General features: G+C 31.7%; 18 protein-coding genes. 12 read left to right on the forward strand and 6 right to left on the reverse strand.

Going from position 1 to position 14236, the window contains the following annotated elements; genetic code table 11:
* Positions 1 to 54: 54 nt before the first annotated feature.
* Positions 55 to 975 (forward strand): AraC family transcriptional regulator, encoded by a 921-nt coding sequence (locus TD29_RS15940; RefSeq protein WP_040282101.1) that lies wholly within the window; start codon positions 55 to 57, stop codon positions 973 to 975.
* Here the strand turns inward: TD29_RS15940 and TD29_RS15945 are convergent.
* Positions 972 to 2354 (reverse strand): alanine/glycine:cation symporter family protein, encoded by a 1383-nt coding sequence (locus TD29_RS15945; RefSeq protein WP_040282103.1) that lies wholly within the window; start codon positions 2352 to 2354, stop codon positions 972 to 974. The genes TD29_RS15940 and TD29_RS15945 overlap by 4 nt on opposite strands.
* Positions 2355 to 2441: 87 nt before the next feature.
* Here TD29_RS15945 and TD29_RS15950 point away from each other — a divergent pair, with 87 nt between their 5' ends.
* Genes TD29_RS15950 through TD29_RS15960 form a run of 3 tightly spaced genes read left to right on the forward strand, consistent with a single transcriptional unit; the run spans position 2442 to position 4705 of the window.
* Positions 2442 to 3530, forward strand: coding sequence for a heparan-alpha-glucosaminide N-acetyltransferase domain-containing protein (locus TD29_RS15950; protein ID WP_052467148.1), 1089 nt, complete (start codon positions 2442 to 2444; stop codon positions 3528 to 3530).
* Positions 3531 to 3552: 22 nt separating this feature from the next.
* Entirely contained in the window at positions 3553 to 4332 is a 780-nt protein-coding gene (locus TD29_RS15955) for a HipA family kinase (RefSeq protein ID WP_040282105.1), read from the forward strand.
* A complete protein-coding gene (locus TD29_RS15960; protein ID WP_040282106.1) occupies positions 4322 to 4705 on the forward strand; it encodes a DUF3037 domain-containing protein in 384 nt (127 codons plus the stop codon). The genes TD29_RS15955 and TD29_RS15960 overlap by 11 nt, the downstream gene beginning before the upstream one ends.
* Before the next feature lie 34 nt (positions 4706 to 4739).
* On the opposite strand, the gene TD29_RS15965 is transcribed toward TD29_RS15960, so the two are convergent.
* The 3 genes from TD29_RS15965 to TD29_RS15975 form a co-directional block, all read right to left on the reverse strand.
* On the reverse strand, positions 4740 to 5396 hold the full coding sequence (locus tag TD29_RS15965) for a hypothetical protein (protein ID WP_040282108.1): 657 nt from the start codon (positions 5394 to 5396) through the stop codon (positions 4740 to 4742).
* A 34-nt stretch (positions 5397 to 5430) separates the two neighbouring features.
* The gene (locus TD29_RS15970; RefSeq protein ID WP_040282110.1) at positions 5431 to 6381 is read right to left on the reverse strand and encodes a phosphoribosylaminoimidazolesuccinocarboxamide synthase; all 951 of its coding nucleotides are present in this window, start codon (positions 6379 to 6381) and stop codon (positions 5431 to 5433) included.
* A 100-nt stretch (positions 6382 to 6481) separates the two neighbouring features.
* Complete coding sequence (locus tag TD29_RS15975; protein WP_040282112.1) at positions 6482 to 7435, reverse strand: PhoH family protein; 954 nt, start codon at positions 7433 to 7435, stop codon at positions 6482 to 6484.
* 212 nt (positions 7436 to 7647) lie between these two features.
* Here TD29_RS15975 and TD29_RS15980 point away from each other — a divergent pair, with 212 nt between their 5' ends.
* The 8 genes from TD29_RS15980 to dnaN all read left to right on the forward strand — a co-directional run bounded on the left by TD29_RS15980 (position 7648) and on the right by dnaN (position 13394).
* Complete coding sequence (locus TD29_RS15980; RefSeq protein WP_040282114.1) at positions 7648 to 8484, forward strand: SAM hydrolase/SAM-dependent halogenase family protein; 837 nt, start codon at positions 7648 to 7650, stop codon at positions 8482 to 8484.
* 14 nt (positions 8485 to 8498) lie between these two features.
* Positions 8499 to 8696, forward strand: coding sequence for a hypothetical protein (locus TD29_RS15985; RefSeq protein ID WP_040282116.1), 198 nt, complete (start codon positions 8499 to 8501; stop codon positions 8694 to 8696).
* Between the two features lie 29 nt (positions 8697 to 8725).
* The gene (locus TD29_RS15990; protein ID WP_040282118.1) at positions 8726 to 9022 is read left to right on the forward strand and encodes a putative quinol monooxygenase; all 297 of its coding nucleotides are present in this window, start codon (positions 8726 to 8728) and stop codon (positions 9020 to 9022) included.
* Positions 9023 to 9029: 7 nt separating this feature from the next.
* Entirely contained in the window at positions 9030 to 9257 is a 228-nt protein-coding gene (locus tag TD29_RS15995) for a hypothetical protein (protein WP_040282119.1), read from the forward strand.
* Positions 9258 to 9986, forward strand: a complete 729-nt coding sequence (gldF, locus tag TD29_RS16000; protein ID WP_040282121.1) for a gliding motility-associated ABC transporter permease subunit GldF — start codon at positions 9258 to 9260, stop codon at positions 9984 to 9986.
* The gene (locus TD29_RS16005) at positions 9983 to 10477 is read left to right on the forward strand and encodes a hypothetical protein (RefSeq protein ID WP_040282123.1); all 495 of its coding nucleotides are present in this window, start codon (positions 9983 to 9985) and stop codon (positions 10475 to 10477) included. Before gldF ends, TD29_RS16005 begins: the two co-directional genes overlap by 4 nt.
* Entirely contained in the window at positions 10464 to 12137 is a 1674-nt protein-coding gene (gldG, locus tag TD29_RS16010) for a gliding motility-associated ABC transporter substrate-binding protein GldG (RefSeq protein ID WP_040282124.1), read from the forward strand. Before TD29_RS16005 ends, gldG begins: the two co-directional genes overlap by 14 nt.
* A 138-nt stretch (positions 12138 to 12275) precedes the next feature.
* Positions 12276 to 13394 carry a DNA polymerase III subunit beta gene (dnaN, locus tag TD29_RS16015; RefSeq protein ID WP_040282126.1) on the forward strand — a complete coding sequence of 373 codons (1119 nt, stop codon included), beginning with the start codon at positions 12276 to 12278 and terminating at the stop codon, positions 13392 to 13394.
* A 112-nt stretch (positions 13395 to 13506) separates the two neighbouring features.
* On the opposite strand, the gene TD29_RS16020 is transcribed toward dnaN, so the two are convergent.
* Both TD29_RS16020 and TD29_RS18710 read right to left on the reverse strand, forming a co-directional pair.
* The gene (locus TD29_RS16020; protein WP_040282127.1) at positions 13507 to 13842 is read right to left on the reverse strand and encodes a DUF4870 domain-containing protein; all 336 of its coding nucleotides are present in this window, start codon (positions 13840 to 13842) and stop codon (positions 13507 to 13509) included.
* 115 nt (positions 13843 to 13957) lie between these two features.
* A complete protein-coding gene (locus TD29_RS18710) occupies positions 13958 to 14122 on the reverse strand; it encodes a hypothetical protein (RefSeq protein ID WP_162835823.1) in 165 nt (54 codons plus the stop codon).
* Positions 14123 to 14236 lie beyond the last annotated feature (114 nt).

The raw sequence follows: 14236 nt of genomic DNA on the forward strand, positions 1-14236 counted from the left end.
TGAACATATCTATTATTATATAATTGTACCTATTAATTTTTTGTAATATTGTATATGAGTCATTTATTAAATCATCATAAAAGCCTGAGAAAACTCTCAACTTTGGTTGAGAATAGAACGACATATAATGCTGAATATGCCGAGTTAAACATTTATGAAACTCATGCTATTGCCGAAAAAGTGTCATTAACTTTTGACTTCCCAATCATTGCTAGTATGTTAACAGGAAAAAAAGTAATGCATATAGATGGCATCCCTTCATTTGACTTTTTCCCAGGAGAATCTGTAGTCATGCCAACCAATAAAGAAATGATTATTGATTTCCCTATTGCTAAAGAAAGTGATCCTACTCAATGTTTAGCTTTAGGAATTGATGCTACTAAAATTGAAGAAGTTGTAGATAATTTTAATAGGATTGTCGCTATTGAAAATGAAAATAAATCTTGGGATTTAGACGCTAATACTTCACATTTAATTAATAATACTGCTGTTAATCATCTCGTAGAGCGTTTAACTTATACGTTTACTAATAACAGTAAATCTAAAGATGTATTATTAGATCTTATGATACAGGAATTAATTGTGAGATTGCTACAAACTAAAGCTAAGTCTTTAATACTTGCCAATCAAGATCAAATTTTTAATGACACTAGAATTGGTACTGTTATCAAATTTATTAAGGAGAACCTTACCAATAAAGACATTACAGTTGATCAATTAGCAAAAAAAGCATACATGAGTACGTCTCATTTTCATAAACAGTTTAAAAACACCTTAGGCATCTCTCCTATTGATTATATCAATTCTGAAAAAATTAAATTTTCAAAACAACTCATCAAACAATCTAAAGATTTTAGAATGTCTGAAATTGCATTTAAATCGGGTTTTAATAATACAAGTTATTTTAATAGGCAATTTAAAAAGATGGAACTCATGACACCTCAGCAATTTAAAAATTCTGTTACCAAAATTTAAGTATTCTTCAAACGTTCGCGATACGCTTTAACCTCTCTCACAACTCGTGGAGCCATAATAATGGTTGCCAACATGGTAGGTATAGCCATAAACGCAAAAATACCATCTATTAAATTTATCATCGCTTCAAAAGGTGTTGTTGCTGCTAGAATAATACTAAGAATATAAAGATAGTTGTAATAGTGTTTTTTATTTGCTCCTATTAGAAATGAAGTACATTTGGTTCCGTAGTAAGCATAAGAAAACAATGACGATACACTAAAAATAAACACACAAATCATAAGAAGATATTGGCCGTAACCTGGCATCGCATTTTGAAAAGCAGAAGCTGTTAGTGACACACCATTATCTGAGGTCGTTTCCCAAACTCCTGTCACTAAAATTGCTAAAGACGTTAGTGTACAAACAATTAGCGTATCAATTACAGGACCTAACATAGCCACTAATCCTTCGCGTACAGGTTCATCGGTTTTGGCTGCACCATGTGCCATTGGAGCTGTACCAATTCCTGCTTCATTAGAAAAAGCTCCTCGTTTTATTCCTAAAAGCACAAGAGCACCAAGAACACCTCCTAACACATCTTTATTACTTTCTGGATCTAAATAATTAGCTTCAAAAGCATCTGTAAAAATCATAATGAAATATTTTGGTACTTCAGTATAATTTACTGCAAGTATAATAAGCACCAAAACAAAATATAAAATAACCATAGATGGCACCATTTTGGAAGCAATATTACTAATACGTTTTAAACCACCAAGAATGACCACACTGGTCAATACAACTAAAACTGCAGCTATAATCAGGTTACTTCCTAAACTTACTTCTACGCCATTTGGGATTAATATAATGTCGTTTATAGCTTGTTTTAATTGATTGACATTTACAACTGGTAATGCTCCTAACATTCCGAAGAAAGAAAACATAACTGCTAAAAACTTCCAATTTTTTCCTAAACCTTCTGTAATAAAATACATGGGACCACCTTGTAAATCGCCATTACTATCCTTACCTCTATACATAATTGCCAATGTTGATGTAAAAAATTTTGTGCTCATACCAACAATGGCACTAATCCACATCCAAAACATGGCTCCTGGTCCACCAACCGAAATCGCTAAAGCCACACCTGCAATATTTCCCATGCCAATAGTAGACGACAATGCAGTTGTTAATGCCTTAAAATGGCTAATTTCTCCAGGATCATTAGGATCATCATACTTACCACGAAGCACTTGAATGGCGTGACCAAAAAACCGAAATGGTAAAAATCTTGAGACGATAAGTAAATATAACCCTCCACCAATTAGTAAAACTAATAATGGAATTCCCCATGCTAAAGAAGAGAAATGACTCGCAAATTCGTTTATAAAATCCATATATTTTTCCTGAATTAATCTTCGAAGATATTAAACTTAGCCAACATAAAAATTAAAAGTATCTTTATCTCCTTAATTTCATCCCAATTGAAAACTAACCGACTCTTTTTTATTGATGCTGTGCGAGCTTTTGCTATCATAATGATGCTACAAGGCCATTTTATTAACACGCTACTCAACCCTATTTACAGAGATGACACTAATATAGCCTTTCAAATTTGGACCTATTTTAGAGGTATAACTGCACCAACATTTTTTACAATATCTGGTTTGGTTTTTTTATACCTGCTTTTACGAGCCAAAAATAAAGGTGACGACACTATAAGAATAAAAAAAGGCCTTTACAGAGGATTACTTTTAATTGGTATTGGTTATGCACTTCGTATTGATTTATTTAGTTTGTTTTATGGTCATTTTAATACTTCTTTTTTTATAATTGATGTCTTGCAATGTATTGGTTTATCACTCATACTTCTTATTGGATGCTATGTTTTACTTCGGAAAAAAGTTTGGCTACTGTCGTTGTTTTTATTCCTTTTAGGTTTTGGTTGCTTTTTAGCCGAACCTTTATACCGTAATTTAGATTTGAGTCATATTCCAATTATTTTTGCTAATTATATGAGCAAAGCCAATGGCTCAATTTTCACGATTTTACCTTGGTTTGGATTTACTGCATTTGGCGGATTTCTAGCAACAGTTTTCTTCTCTCATGCGCATAGAAACCGATTTAGATTAGTGACCGTTATATGTTTTGTGATTTTTGGAAGCATCTTAATTGAATACTCTTCATACTTGTTGATGAGATTGCATCATTTTACAAATATTGAGCTTTTTAAAGCCTCTGCTTATTATAATTATTTGTTTACACGCTTCGGAAATGTGCTTTTGCTTTTTGCTGTATTCTATGCTGCAGAACCGTTTTTAAAGGGTTCACTAATTGGAAAAATCGGACAAAAAACCTTATCCATCTACGTCATTCATTTTATAATCATCTACGGAAGTTTTACAGGTCTTGGACTCAATCACTTTTATTTAAAAGCGTTAAACCCTACACAAGCTATTATTGGAACACTTGTTTTTATCATTGTTGTGTGTTGTATTTCTTTTTATTACGTTAAAACAAATGCATTTATTTATAATGGTGTTAGAAAATTAATACACAAACTTAAAAACTAAAACTTTTACTACTTTAGTAATTATGAATACAATTGATATTAGAACAGTAAATGTTATACAATATATAAATCCCTTGCGAGAAGGCGGCTCACTTCCTGCCATCGTAAAGGCAGATGACGGTTTTCTATATGTATTAAAATTTAGAGGTGCTGGGCAAGGTAAAAAAGCACTTATTGCCGAACTTCTTGGTGGTGAACTAGCACGTGCCATCGGATTAAAAATCCCTGAATTAGTCTTTATGAACCTAGATGATTCATTTAGCAAAACAGAACCAGATGAGGAAATTCAAGATTTACTAAAATTTAGTGTAGGTCTCAATTTAGGACTTCATTTTTTATCAAGTGCTATTACTTTTGACCCACTAGTTGTTGAAGTAGATGCCATAACAGCTTCAAAAATAGTATTGCTTGATAGCATTATAAGCAATATAGATAGAACTGTAAAAAATACTAATTTGCTTCAATGGAATAAAGAATTATGGGTTATTGATAATGGTGCAAGTTTCTATTTTCACCATAATTGGAATACATGGGAAAATCATCTTACCAGAACATTTCCGCTCATAAAAGATCACGTATTGCTTAAAAGTGCTACAAATTTAAAAGAAGCATCTTCTCATATTACTACTACTCTCAATGCTAATAAAATTAAAGAAATCATCTCCTTAATTCCTGAAGATTGGTTAGAAAATGAAGCAGATACAATGGCTACAAGCGACATGAGAACTGCTTATGAAACGTATATTAATACGAGGCTAAATAAAATTGATGAATTAGTTAAAGAAGCGCAAGATGCAAGATAAAATTACATTTGAATATGCCATTATTAGGATTGTTCCAAAAGTAGAGCGTGAAGAATTTTTTAATGTTGGTGTTATTTTATTTTCTAAGCGCAAAAAGTATTTAGGAATCAAATACAATATAGATCCCATAAAGTTAAAGGCATTTTGTAGCGAGTTAGATATTGACGCTTTAAACAAATATTTACACGCCTGGGAATTAATTTGTGAAGGTCATCCAAATGGAGGTGCAATTGGTCAATTCGAATTATCAGATCGCTTTAGATGGTTGGCTGCTTCAAGGAGTACTATTATTCAAAGTTCTAAAACGCATCCTGGATTGTGCGATAATCCAGAACAATCTCTAGAAACCATTTTTGAAACTTATGTATTATAAAAACAATTACTGTTATAAAATGGTAATTGCATTTTCAATAATAAATGAGCGTTCTAGTTTCGGTATTCTCAATTTTATTTGAGTGCTTATATTTTCTTTTGATCCAATGGCCTTTGGTATCAAATTCATAATCATAATACTCTGAAACCCTTGTGGACTTTGAAGGATAAAAAGAGGTCCACTTAGTTTTTACTAAAACATTGTTTTTGTTTATATATTTTACTTGTTGTATAGTATCTCCATTTTGTTTTAAAAAAGTATGAATTGACTTTTCACAACCATCATATTCAAAAAGTACTTTTGTATTATTTTTTTCAATAATTTCTTTTAATCTACCATCTTTATAATGTACAGAAACAAACACTGTATCTACCTTTAACTTTGTTTCATAATCACTAGATGCATCATAAAAATCAGGTCGATTACTTTCATTAATTATGTATATTAATTTTGCACCTTGATAGTTGTAAGTTGTCTTTGTACCATTATTTTCATTGGCGCTTAACGTTGGTTTGCCATTTTTATCATAATGTGTTTCTTGAAAACCTACATCTATATCTTCATAATCGTTTGCGGTATAAGATTTTGCTATTTTAATACCTTTATTTGAGTAACAACCATCTTGAGAATCTGAACTTGAAGCACATGTTAGTATAAACAACAATGGAATTAAGCTATAGATTTGTATCATTTTTAAGTCTTCAAATTTATTAACTACGATCTTGTTAACCTAAATACGCCAAAACATTCTGCTCAATCCTACGCTCAATATCAGAAACATCAGCTTTTACAAAAGGTTCTCCCATAATATTTTCATACAACTCAATATAGCGATCACTTACCGTTTTAATATAGTCGTCACTCATTTCTGGTACCGTTTGTCCGTCAAGACCTTGAAAATCATTAGCAATTAACCATTGTCTCACAAACTCTTTAGACAATTGTTTTTGTGGCTCGTTATTATCTTGTCGCTTTTGGTAGCCTTCTGCATAGAAATAACGTGAAGAATCTGGTGTATGAATTTCATCAATTAGTACAATTTTACCATCTTTAGTTTTTCCAAATTCATACTTTGTATCCACTAAAATTAAACCTCTAGAGGCTGCTATTTCTGTACCACGTTGAAACAACTTACGTGTATAATCTTCTAATATTAGATACTCTTCTTCGGAAACGATATGTTTTGAAATAATGTCTTCTCTAGAAATATCTTCATCATGATCACCCATTTCGGCTTTGGTTGCAGGTGTGATAATTGGCTCAGGAAATTTATCGTTTTCTTTCATCCCTTCTGGCATTGCTACACCACAAAGCAAACGTCGTCCGGCTTTATATTCTCGAGCTGCATGACCAGACATATAACCTCGAATTACCATTTCTACTTTAAAAGGTTCACAAATATGACCTACTGCTACGTTAGGATCTGGAATAGAAGTTAACCAGTTGGGCACTAAATCTTGGGTAGCTTTCATCATGCTTGTTGCAATTTGATTTAAGATTTGACCTTTATAAGGAATCCCTTTAGGCATCACGACATCAAAAGCACTTAAACGATCTGTAGCAATCATGACCAACTCTTGATCATCAATATTATAGACCGCTCTTACTTTACCTTTATAAACACTTTTTTGTTTTGGAAAATTGAAGTTTGATTCTGTTATGGTATTATTAGCCATTATTTATTTTTTTGTTTACAATAACTTGAATTTTAATATTTCCGAAGAACCTATTAAATTCAGTAGTATTCAGTTTTACATTCTCAATTATACGAACGCTCTATTCTCTATTCTCAATACTCTTATAAGCAGCAATTACTTTTTTCACCAACTTATGACGAATAACATCTTTATCATCTAGATATACCATGCCAATACCCTCTACGTTTTTTAATACGAGAAGCGCTTCTTTTAATCCAGAAATAGAACGACGCGGTAAATCTACCTGACCAGGATCTCCTGTTAATAAAAACTTTGCATTTTTCCCCATACGTGTTAAAAACATTTTCATTTGGGCATGAGTTGTATTTTGACCTTCATCTAAAATGACAAAAGCGTTATCTAAAGTTCGACCACGCATAAAAGCTAGAGGCGCAATTTGTATGGTTCCGTTTTCTATAAAACTCGCCAAACGTTCTGCAGGTATCATATCACGAAGTGCGTCATATAATGGTTGCATGTATGGGTCTAATTTTTCTTTTAAATCGCCTGGCAAAAAGCCTAGATTCTCTCCTGCTTCTACTGCTGGTCGTGTTAAAATTATACGTTTAACTTCTTTGGCTTTTAAAGCTTTAACTGCCAAAGCAACACCTGTATATGTTTTTCCGGTTCCTGCAGGACCAATAGCAAACACCATATCATTTTTTCGCATACTCTCTACCAATTTACGTTGGTTTACAGTTTGCGCTTTTATGATTTTACCATTGACACCATGAATTATGGCTTCTCCACTTTTTTCTGAAGTATTATAATCATCGCTACTTTGACTTGTTAAAACCCGTTCAATTACGTTTTCATCTATTTTATTATACTTTCCAAAATGCACCATGAGCATGTTCATTCGTCGGTCAAACTCTTCTAGTAAATCTTCGTCTCCATAAGCTTTAATTGTATTGCCTCTGGCTACAATTTTAAGTTTAGGAAAGTAGGTTTTAAGAAGTTTAATGTTTGCATTTTGAGCTCCAAAAAATTCTTTAGGAGTGATTTCTTCAAGTTCTAAAATAAGTTCGTTCAAAAGCGATGAGAATTATTAATTAATCTGTTTTGTTTTATTAGATTTGTGATGAGACAAATTAAGACTCATTTTCAACATCTATACTACCAAAAATAATTAAACTATTTTACTCTTTAGGTTACCTAAAGGTTAAAATATGATTAGTTTTTAACAGTTTTATTCAAGATTTAAAAATGAGTTCCAACAATCATTAAAACTCTATTGCTTAATCTATGGCAATCATCACATTAACAACAGATTTTGGCGAAAAAGACCACTTCGCTGGAGCCATAAAAGGTGCTATTTATAGCGAATTACCTGATGTGCGAATTGTTGATATCTCACATTCTGTCTCGCCATTTAATGTACCAGAAGCTGCTTACATTATTCAAAATGCCTATAGTAGTTTTCCTAAAGGTACTATTCATATGATTGGGATTGACTCAGAGCTCAATCCTGAAAATAAGCATATTGCAGTGCTACTAAACGATCATTATTTTATATGTGCTAATAACGGCATTATGAGTATGATTTGTTCAGAAATTGTACCACAAAAAATTGTAGAAATAAATATTCATGATCGCGTTGCAACGAGCTTTCCTGTGCTAGATGTATTTGTAAATGTAGCTTGCCATATTGCACGTGGTGGAACGCTTGAAGTTATTGGTAAAATCATTGAAACTATTAAACCTATCAAAAATTTAATTCCGTTTGTGAGTGAAGAACGCAGTCAAATTATTGGAAGCGTTATTTATATTGATAACTACGGAAACGTGATTACTAACATTAAACGTAAGTTTTTTGAAGACATACAGAAAACGCGTAGTTATGAAATTTCTGCACGTAATTATAAGTTTAAAACGATATATGAAAAATATAGCGATGCTATTAATTTTGATATCCCTGAAGAAAAGCGCTATGATGATGGTAAACGCTTAGTGGTATTTAATTCATCTGGTTATTTAGAAATTGCCGTTTATAAAAGTGATAATGGAACTGTTGGAAGCGCTTCTACCCTTTTAGGATTAAAAGTTATGGATACGGTTACGATTAATTTTTCTAAAACCTAATAAAAAATCATTCAATGAAAGACAAACAACGTTGGTCGGAGAAACCAATACCAAGTTTTATAATAGCAATCATCGGCCTATTATTTATAGTATTTGCCTTAGTTAATCTATTAGGTTTTATAGAGCAACCTATGCAAAACACCTCTAGCATTTTAGGGTTAATATTAGGTGTTATCTTAATGTATCCTATCTTTAAGACAAAGCAAAAATAAAATTGAGATAAACTTATACAATAATTAATATGCTCATTAGAATCGTAAAACTAAGCCTAGACCCCTTAAGAATTGAAGAATTTCTAAATAATTTCGAATCTCAAAAAGAGCACATTAGAGGTTTTGAAGGCTGTGAGTTTTTAGAATTGTATCGCGATAAATACAACACCAATATCTTTTTTACGTATAGTTATTGGCAAACCGAAGCCGATTTAGAGAATTACAGACATTCCAATTTATTTCAAGGCATTTGGGCAAAAACAAAACCTATGTTTAATGGAAAGCCTGAAGCTTGGAGTGTCAATAAATTAGCCAGTTTACAGTAAAACTATAATGACCGAAGAAAACATCAAAAAAAGTTGGAGAAACTTACTAATACCAATTTGTATAGGTATTATTATTTTTTTGGTAGCTTTATATTTTAATCGTTTTGGAAGTAAACGCCCAACACCACAAACTATTAGCTTATTTGGTTGTGTACTTGGATTAATATTTATTATTTTTCCCGGAATTAGAATGATTAAATTCAAAACATTTTTAAAACAGCATAACAAACATTAAATGTTCTCAATACTAAAAAAAGAAATAAACACCTTTTTCGCGTCACCAATTGGCTACTTGGTCATTGCGGTATTTTTATTACTTAACGGTTTATTTCTCTGGTTATTTAAAGGTGATTTTAATGTGCTCGATAACGGTTTTGCAGATTTATCTACCTTCTTTTTATTAGCACCTTGGATTCTTATTTTCCTAGTGCCAGCCGTAACCATGAGAAGTTTTGCAGATGAGAAAAAACAAGGCACATTAGAACTTTTACTTACCAAACCCATAAGTCATTTAAACATCGTTTTAGGCAAATATTTAGGTGCATTTGTATTGATCATTTTTGCACTAATCCCAACACTATTATATGTATTTACCATCTCAAAACTAGGAAATCCTGAAGGTAACCTAGACATGGGAAGTGTTATGGGATCGTATTTTGGCTTATTGTTTCTAATCGCTGCTTACACAGCCATTGGTGTATTTGCCTCTAGCCTATCAGACAATCAAATAGTAGCCTTTATCGTTGCCGTATTTATTTGCTTCTTTTTCTATTTTGGCTTTGAAGGCTTATCAAATTACAATCTATTTGGAGATGCATTTTATATAGAAAAATTAGGTATGGAATCGCACTTTAAAAGTATGAGTAGAGGCGTATTAGACTCTAGAGATATCATTTACTTTTTAAGCATAACGGCCTTATTTATTGTATTAACAAAATTAAATATCAAACGCGCTAACCAATGATTATTACAATTAAGTTAGTGGTTTTTATGTGCATTACATTTGTGCTTGTTTTTCTATTTGTAAAAACGATAGACAAACGCATTTGGCTTACATTTTTAGTGAGTTTAGCATTAACACCTTTGGTTTATTTTTATGCTGTATATCCACTAATTAATATTTTTAGTAACTACCATCATGAAAAGCAGTTTTCTTCAAAAATTTGGCAAGACAAACCAGCATTACGTTATGAATTGTCTGAGGATATGATTACTTCGGAAATTTTAGTTGGTAAGACCAAAACAGCCATTGAATCACTTTTAGGAACTTACGAATGGTTATCTTGGGACGATACAAAAAAAGATCACAACCCAAATCAATGGAATTATGGATTAGGCCTAGAACCAGGAGCATTTAACACCAAAAAAGAATGCTTAGAATTAACATTCGAAAATGATAAAGTTGTTAATCTAAGATTATATAAAGAAGAACAAAAATTTGATGCTGAAGAGTAAAAAAAATATCATCGTTATCCTTATGACATTAGTTGCGCTTATCGTAATTAACGTCATTTCTAGTTATGTTTACCAACGCGTTGATTTAACACAAGATAAACGTTACACCTTATCTAATGAGGCTTTACAAACTGTTGAGAATGTAGATTCTCCTTTAATTATAGACGTGTTTTTAGAAGGTGAATTCCCTACAGAGTTTAGACGACTTCGAGATGAAACACAGCAATTATTAGAAGAGTTTACGGTATCTAATGCTCATGTGAAATTTCAATTTATAAATCCGTTAGCCGATGAAAAAACAAGAAACCAAAACATACAGCAATTAGCGCAACGTGGTTTACAACCGTTTCAAGTTAATATTCAAGAAAACGGAAAAACATCACAAGAAGTCATTATACCTTGGGCTTTGGCAAGTTATAATGAGCAAACGGTTATTGTACCGTTAATTAAAAATAAAATAGGTGCAACAGACCAAGAGTTGGTAAATGGTTCTATTCAAAATTTAGAGTATGTATTTGCCGAAGCCTTTAAAAAATTAGTTCATCCAAAGCAAAAAAAGATAGCGGTTTTAAGAGGTAACGGACAATTAAAAGATGTCTACGTTGCTGATTTTCTTAAAAAAATGAGTGAGCACTATTTTCTGGCACCTTTTACTTTAGATAGTGTAGCTAGAAATCCGCAAAAAACCTTGAACGACATTAAACAATATGATTTAATCATCTCAGCAAAACCTAGTGAGCCATTTTCCGAAGAAGAAAAATACCTGCTAGATCAATATACCATGAATGGCGGAAAAAGTTTATGGTTAACCGAAAGCATTATCATGGATCGTGATAGTCTGCTCAACGAATCTGGACGTGGTGTTGCAATTATGAAAGATCTAAATCTCAACGATTTTTTCTTTAAATATGGTGTACGTGTCAACCCAGTAATTGTTAATGATATGTACTCTGCTCCAATCACATTAGCCATTGGAGAAGGCAGTGAATCGCAATTTCAACCTTTACAATGGCCTTATTCTCCTTTAGCAGCGAGCAATCCTAATCATCCAATTACCACAAATTTAGATCCTGTAAAATTTGATTTTGCGAGCCAAATAGACACCTTAAAAAATGGTGTTGATAAAACAATATTATTACGTAGTTCTAAATTATCAAAACTTCAAGGTGTCCCAAGAGAAATTAGCTTAGAGGTGGTTACGCAACAACCAAATCCTGAAGATTATAACGAGCCAAATCAAACCTTAGCTGTATTATTAGAAGGTGAGTTTACATCTGTTTATGACAAACGTGTAAAACCTTTTAAAATTTCCGAAGATAAAACGTTAAGTACGTCAACTAAAATGATTGTTATTTCTGATGGTGATGTCATTAAAAACGAAGTATTAAGAGGACAACCGCAAGAATTAGGTTTTGAGTTTTTAACCAAACGTAAATTTGGAAATAAGGAGTTTCTAGAAAATGCAGTGAATTACCTTTTAAATGATGACGGACTTATAAACATTCGTACCAAAGAGGTAAAACTAGCCTTTTTAGATCCAGAAAAAATTGAAGATCAAAAAACAAAATGGCAAATTATAAATATTGCATTACCACTTGTAATTCTAGGTGTTTTTGGACTTTTATTTAACTATTTAAGAAGAAAACGATATTCAAAATAGATTAAAAACTTGCAATACTATTCTCTTTTTTGAGGGAAATGGTTGTTAATAAGTTTGTTTTAAAAAACAAACCCTTTAAGATATATTTGTAAGGCACAATTTTTATAGTGTTATCATAAAAATATATAGTATATACATATGAAATTTATAGTATCCAGTACATATTTACTAAAGCAATTACAGGTTTTAGGCGGAGTTATCAATAGCTCTAATACGTTACCTATTTTAGATAATTTTTTATTCGATTTAAAAGATTCAAAATTAACAGTATCGGCAAGTGATTTAGAAACAACGATGTCTTCTACGCTTGATGTAGAAAGCGATGTAGATGGTAGTATTGCATTACCAGCACGTTTACTTTTAGACACCTTAAAAACGTTTCCTGAGCAACCATTAACTTTTGTTGTTGAAGATAATAATACGGTAGAAATTAGTTCTAACCATGGTAAATATGCGTTGGCTTATGCAGATGGCAATGAGTTTCCAAAATCTGTAGAATTAGATACTCCTAGTACTACAACAATTTCTGGTGATATATTAGCTACAGCGATTAGCAAAACTATTTTTGCTGCTGGAAACGATGATTTACGTCCTGTGATGAGTGGTGTATTTTTTCAATTCTCTACAGAAGGATTAACCTTTGTAGCAACAGATGCACATAAATTAGTAAAATATACACGTGAAGATGTAAAAGCAGATCAGGTTGCAGAATTTATTATGCCTAAAAAACCTTTAAATTTATTAAAAGGTATTTTAGCTGCTACCGATGATAATGTAATTATTGAATACAATGATTCTAATGCAAAATTTACGTTTGAAAATACAATTTTAGTATGTCGTTTAATTGACGGAAAGTATCCTAATTATGAAGCGGTAATCCCTAAAGAAAACCCAAATAAATTAACGATTGACAGAACACAGTTTTTAAATTCTGTACGTCGTGTGAGTATTTTCTCAAATAAGACAACGCACCAAATACGTTTAAAAATTGCTGGTGCTGAATTAAATATTTCTGCAGAAGATATTGATTATTCTAACAAAGCAGAAGAACGTCTAACTTGTGATTACCAAGGTGATGACATGCAAATTGGGTTTAATTCTCGTTTTTTAACTGAAATGTTAAACAACCTCAATGCAGATAATGTACAATTAGAAATGAGTTTACCAAACAGAGCAGGTATCCTAACTCCTGTTGACGGTTTAGATGTTGGTGAGCAAGTGACTATGTTGGTTATGCCTGTGATGCTGAATAGTTAAACTGCAACGAACTTTGGCAATCGTTACTAAGTTTCCAAATAAAAAATAATAGAACTTAAAAAACGCGCACTTAATAAGTGCGCGTTTCCATTTTATCTCTATTTAAAAATAACTAACTAATAAAATTAAGAGATAAAGGGTATTTTGGTGATTCTCCATGACTTGCTCTAATGGCATTCATAATTGGAAATATAAACGATACTAAGCATAAGGCTAATAACCCAAAAATGCCTACAATTACAAATACCAACGGAATACATATAATACTATATACCAATAAACTTAGTTGGAAATTCACAATATTTTTTCCTTGTTCATCCATGTTATAGACGTTCTCTTTTTGTGATGCCCAAATAACTAAAGGCACTATGAGTCCGCCAAATCCAGTAATAAACGTGAGTAATTGACTTAAATGCGTAATTACTAAAAGTTGATTGTCTTGTCTCATGATGTTTTGAATTTGATTGATTACCTATAGGACGCGATCAGTATCAAAACGTTACATTAAAATTGTATTATTTTAAAAATCACTAAAACAACCTGATTTTAAGAGGTTTTCTCTCCTAAATTTTAGGATCTACATCTATGTCTGATTCTATTTCTTTTTTACCACTACTTGACATAGCTTTTATTAAAAATCCAACTAGCGCTAAACAGACAATAGCAAAAACAACAACCATTACTATGGTTACATTAGAATCGTATAAAGCAATACTTTGAAACATCATAAATTTAATTTAAGGTTATAAATTTACAACGCTTCGTCTAAAAAAAACATGACAAATATCAGGTGTGTCTTTTTTATTTATAAAATATAATAGGTTGTAATAAACAGTTAAGCA

This window comes from Psychroserpens damuponensis, from assembly GCF_000826655.1.
GTDB classification, from domain to species: domain Bacteria; phylum Bacteroidota; class Bacteroidia; order Flavobacteriales; family Flavobacteriaceae; genus Psychroserpens; species Psychroserpens damuponensis.

Coding starts and splice junctions, on each gene's coding strand:
- TD29_RS15940 (WP_040282101.1), top strand. CDS start 55: ATGAGTCATTTATTAAATCATCATAAAAGCCTGAGAAAACTCTCAACT.
- TD29_RS15945 (WP_040282103.1), bottom strand. CDS start 2,354: ATGGATTTTATAAACGAATTTGCGAGTCATTTCTCTTCTTTAGCATGG.
- TD29_RS15955 (WP_040282105.1), top strand. CDS start 3,553: ATGAATACAATTGATATTAGAACAGTAAATGTTATACAATATATAAAT.
- TD29_RS15960 (WP_040282106.1), top strand. CDS start 4,322: ATGCAAGATAAAATTACATTTGAATATGCCATTATTAGGATTGTTCCA.
- TD29_RS15965 (WP_040282108.1), bottom strand. CDS start 5,396: ATGATACAAATCTATAGCTTAATTCCATTGTTGTTTATACTAACATGT.
- TD29_RS15970 (WP_040282110.1), bottom strand. CDS start 6,381: ATGGCTAATAATACCATAACAGAATCAAACTTCAATTTTCCAAAACAA.
- TD29_RS15980 (WP_040282114.1), top strand. CDS start 7,648: ATGGCAATCATCACATTAACAACAGATTTTGGCGAAAAAGACCACTTC.
- TD29_RS15985 (WP_040282116.1), top strand. CDS start 8,499: ATGAAAGACAAACAACGTTGGTCGGAGAAACCAATACCAAGTTTTATA.
- TD29_RS15990 (WP_040282118.1), top strand. CDS start 8,726: ATGCTCATTAGAATCGTAAAACTAAGCCTAGACCCCTTAAGAATTGAA.
- TD29_RS15995 (WP_040282119.1), top strand. CDS start 9,030: ATGACCGAAGAAAACATCAAAAAAAGTTGGAGAAACTTACTAATACCA.
- gldF (WP_040282121.1), top strand. CDS start 9,258: ATGTTCTCAATACTAAAAAAAGAAATAAACACCTTTTTCGCGTCACCA.
- TD29_RS16005 (WP_040282123.1), top strand. CDS start 9,983: ATGATTATTACAATTAAGTTAGTGGTTTTTATGTGCATTACATTTGTG.
- gldG (WP_040282124.1), top strand. CDS start 10,464: ATGCTGAAGAGTAAAAAAAATATCATCGTTATCCTTATGACATTAGTT.
- dnaN (WP_040282126.1), top strand. CDS start 12,276: ATGAAATTTATAGTATCCAGTACATATTTACTAAAGCAATTACAGGTT.
- TD29_RS16020 (WP_040282127.1), bottom strand. CDS start 13,842: ATGAGACAAGACAATCAACTTTTAGTAATTACGCATTTAAGTCAATTA.
- TD29_RS18710 (WP_162835823.1), bottom strand. CDS start 14,122: ATGATGTTTCAAAGTATTGCTTTATACGATTCTAATGTAACCATAGTA.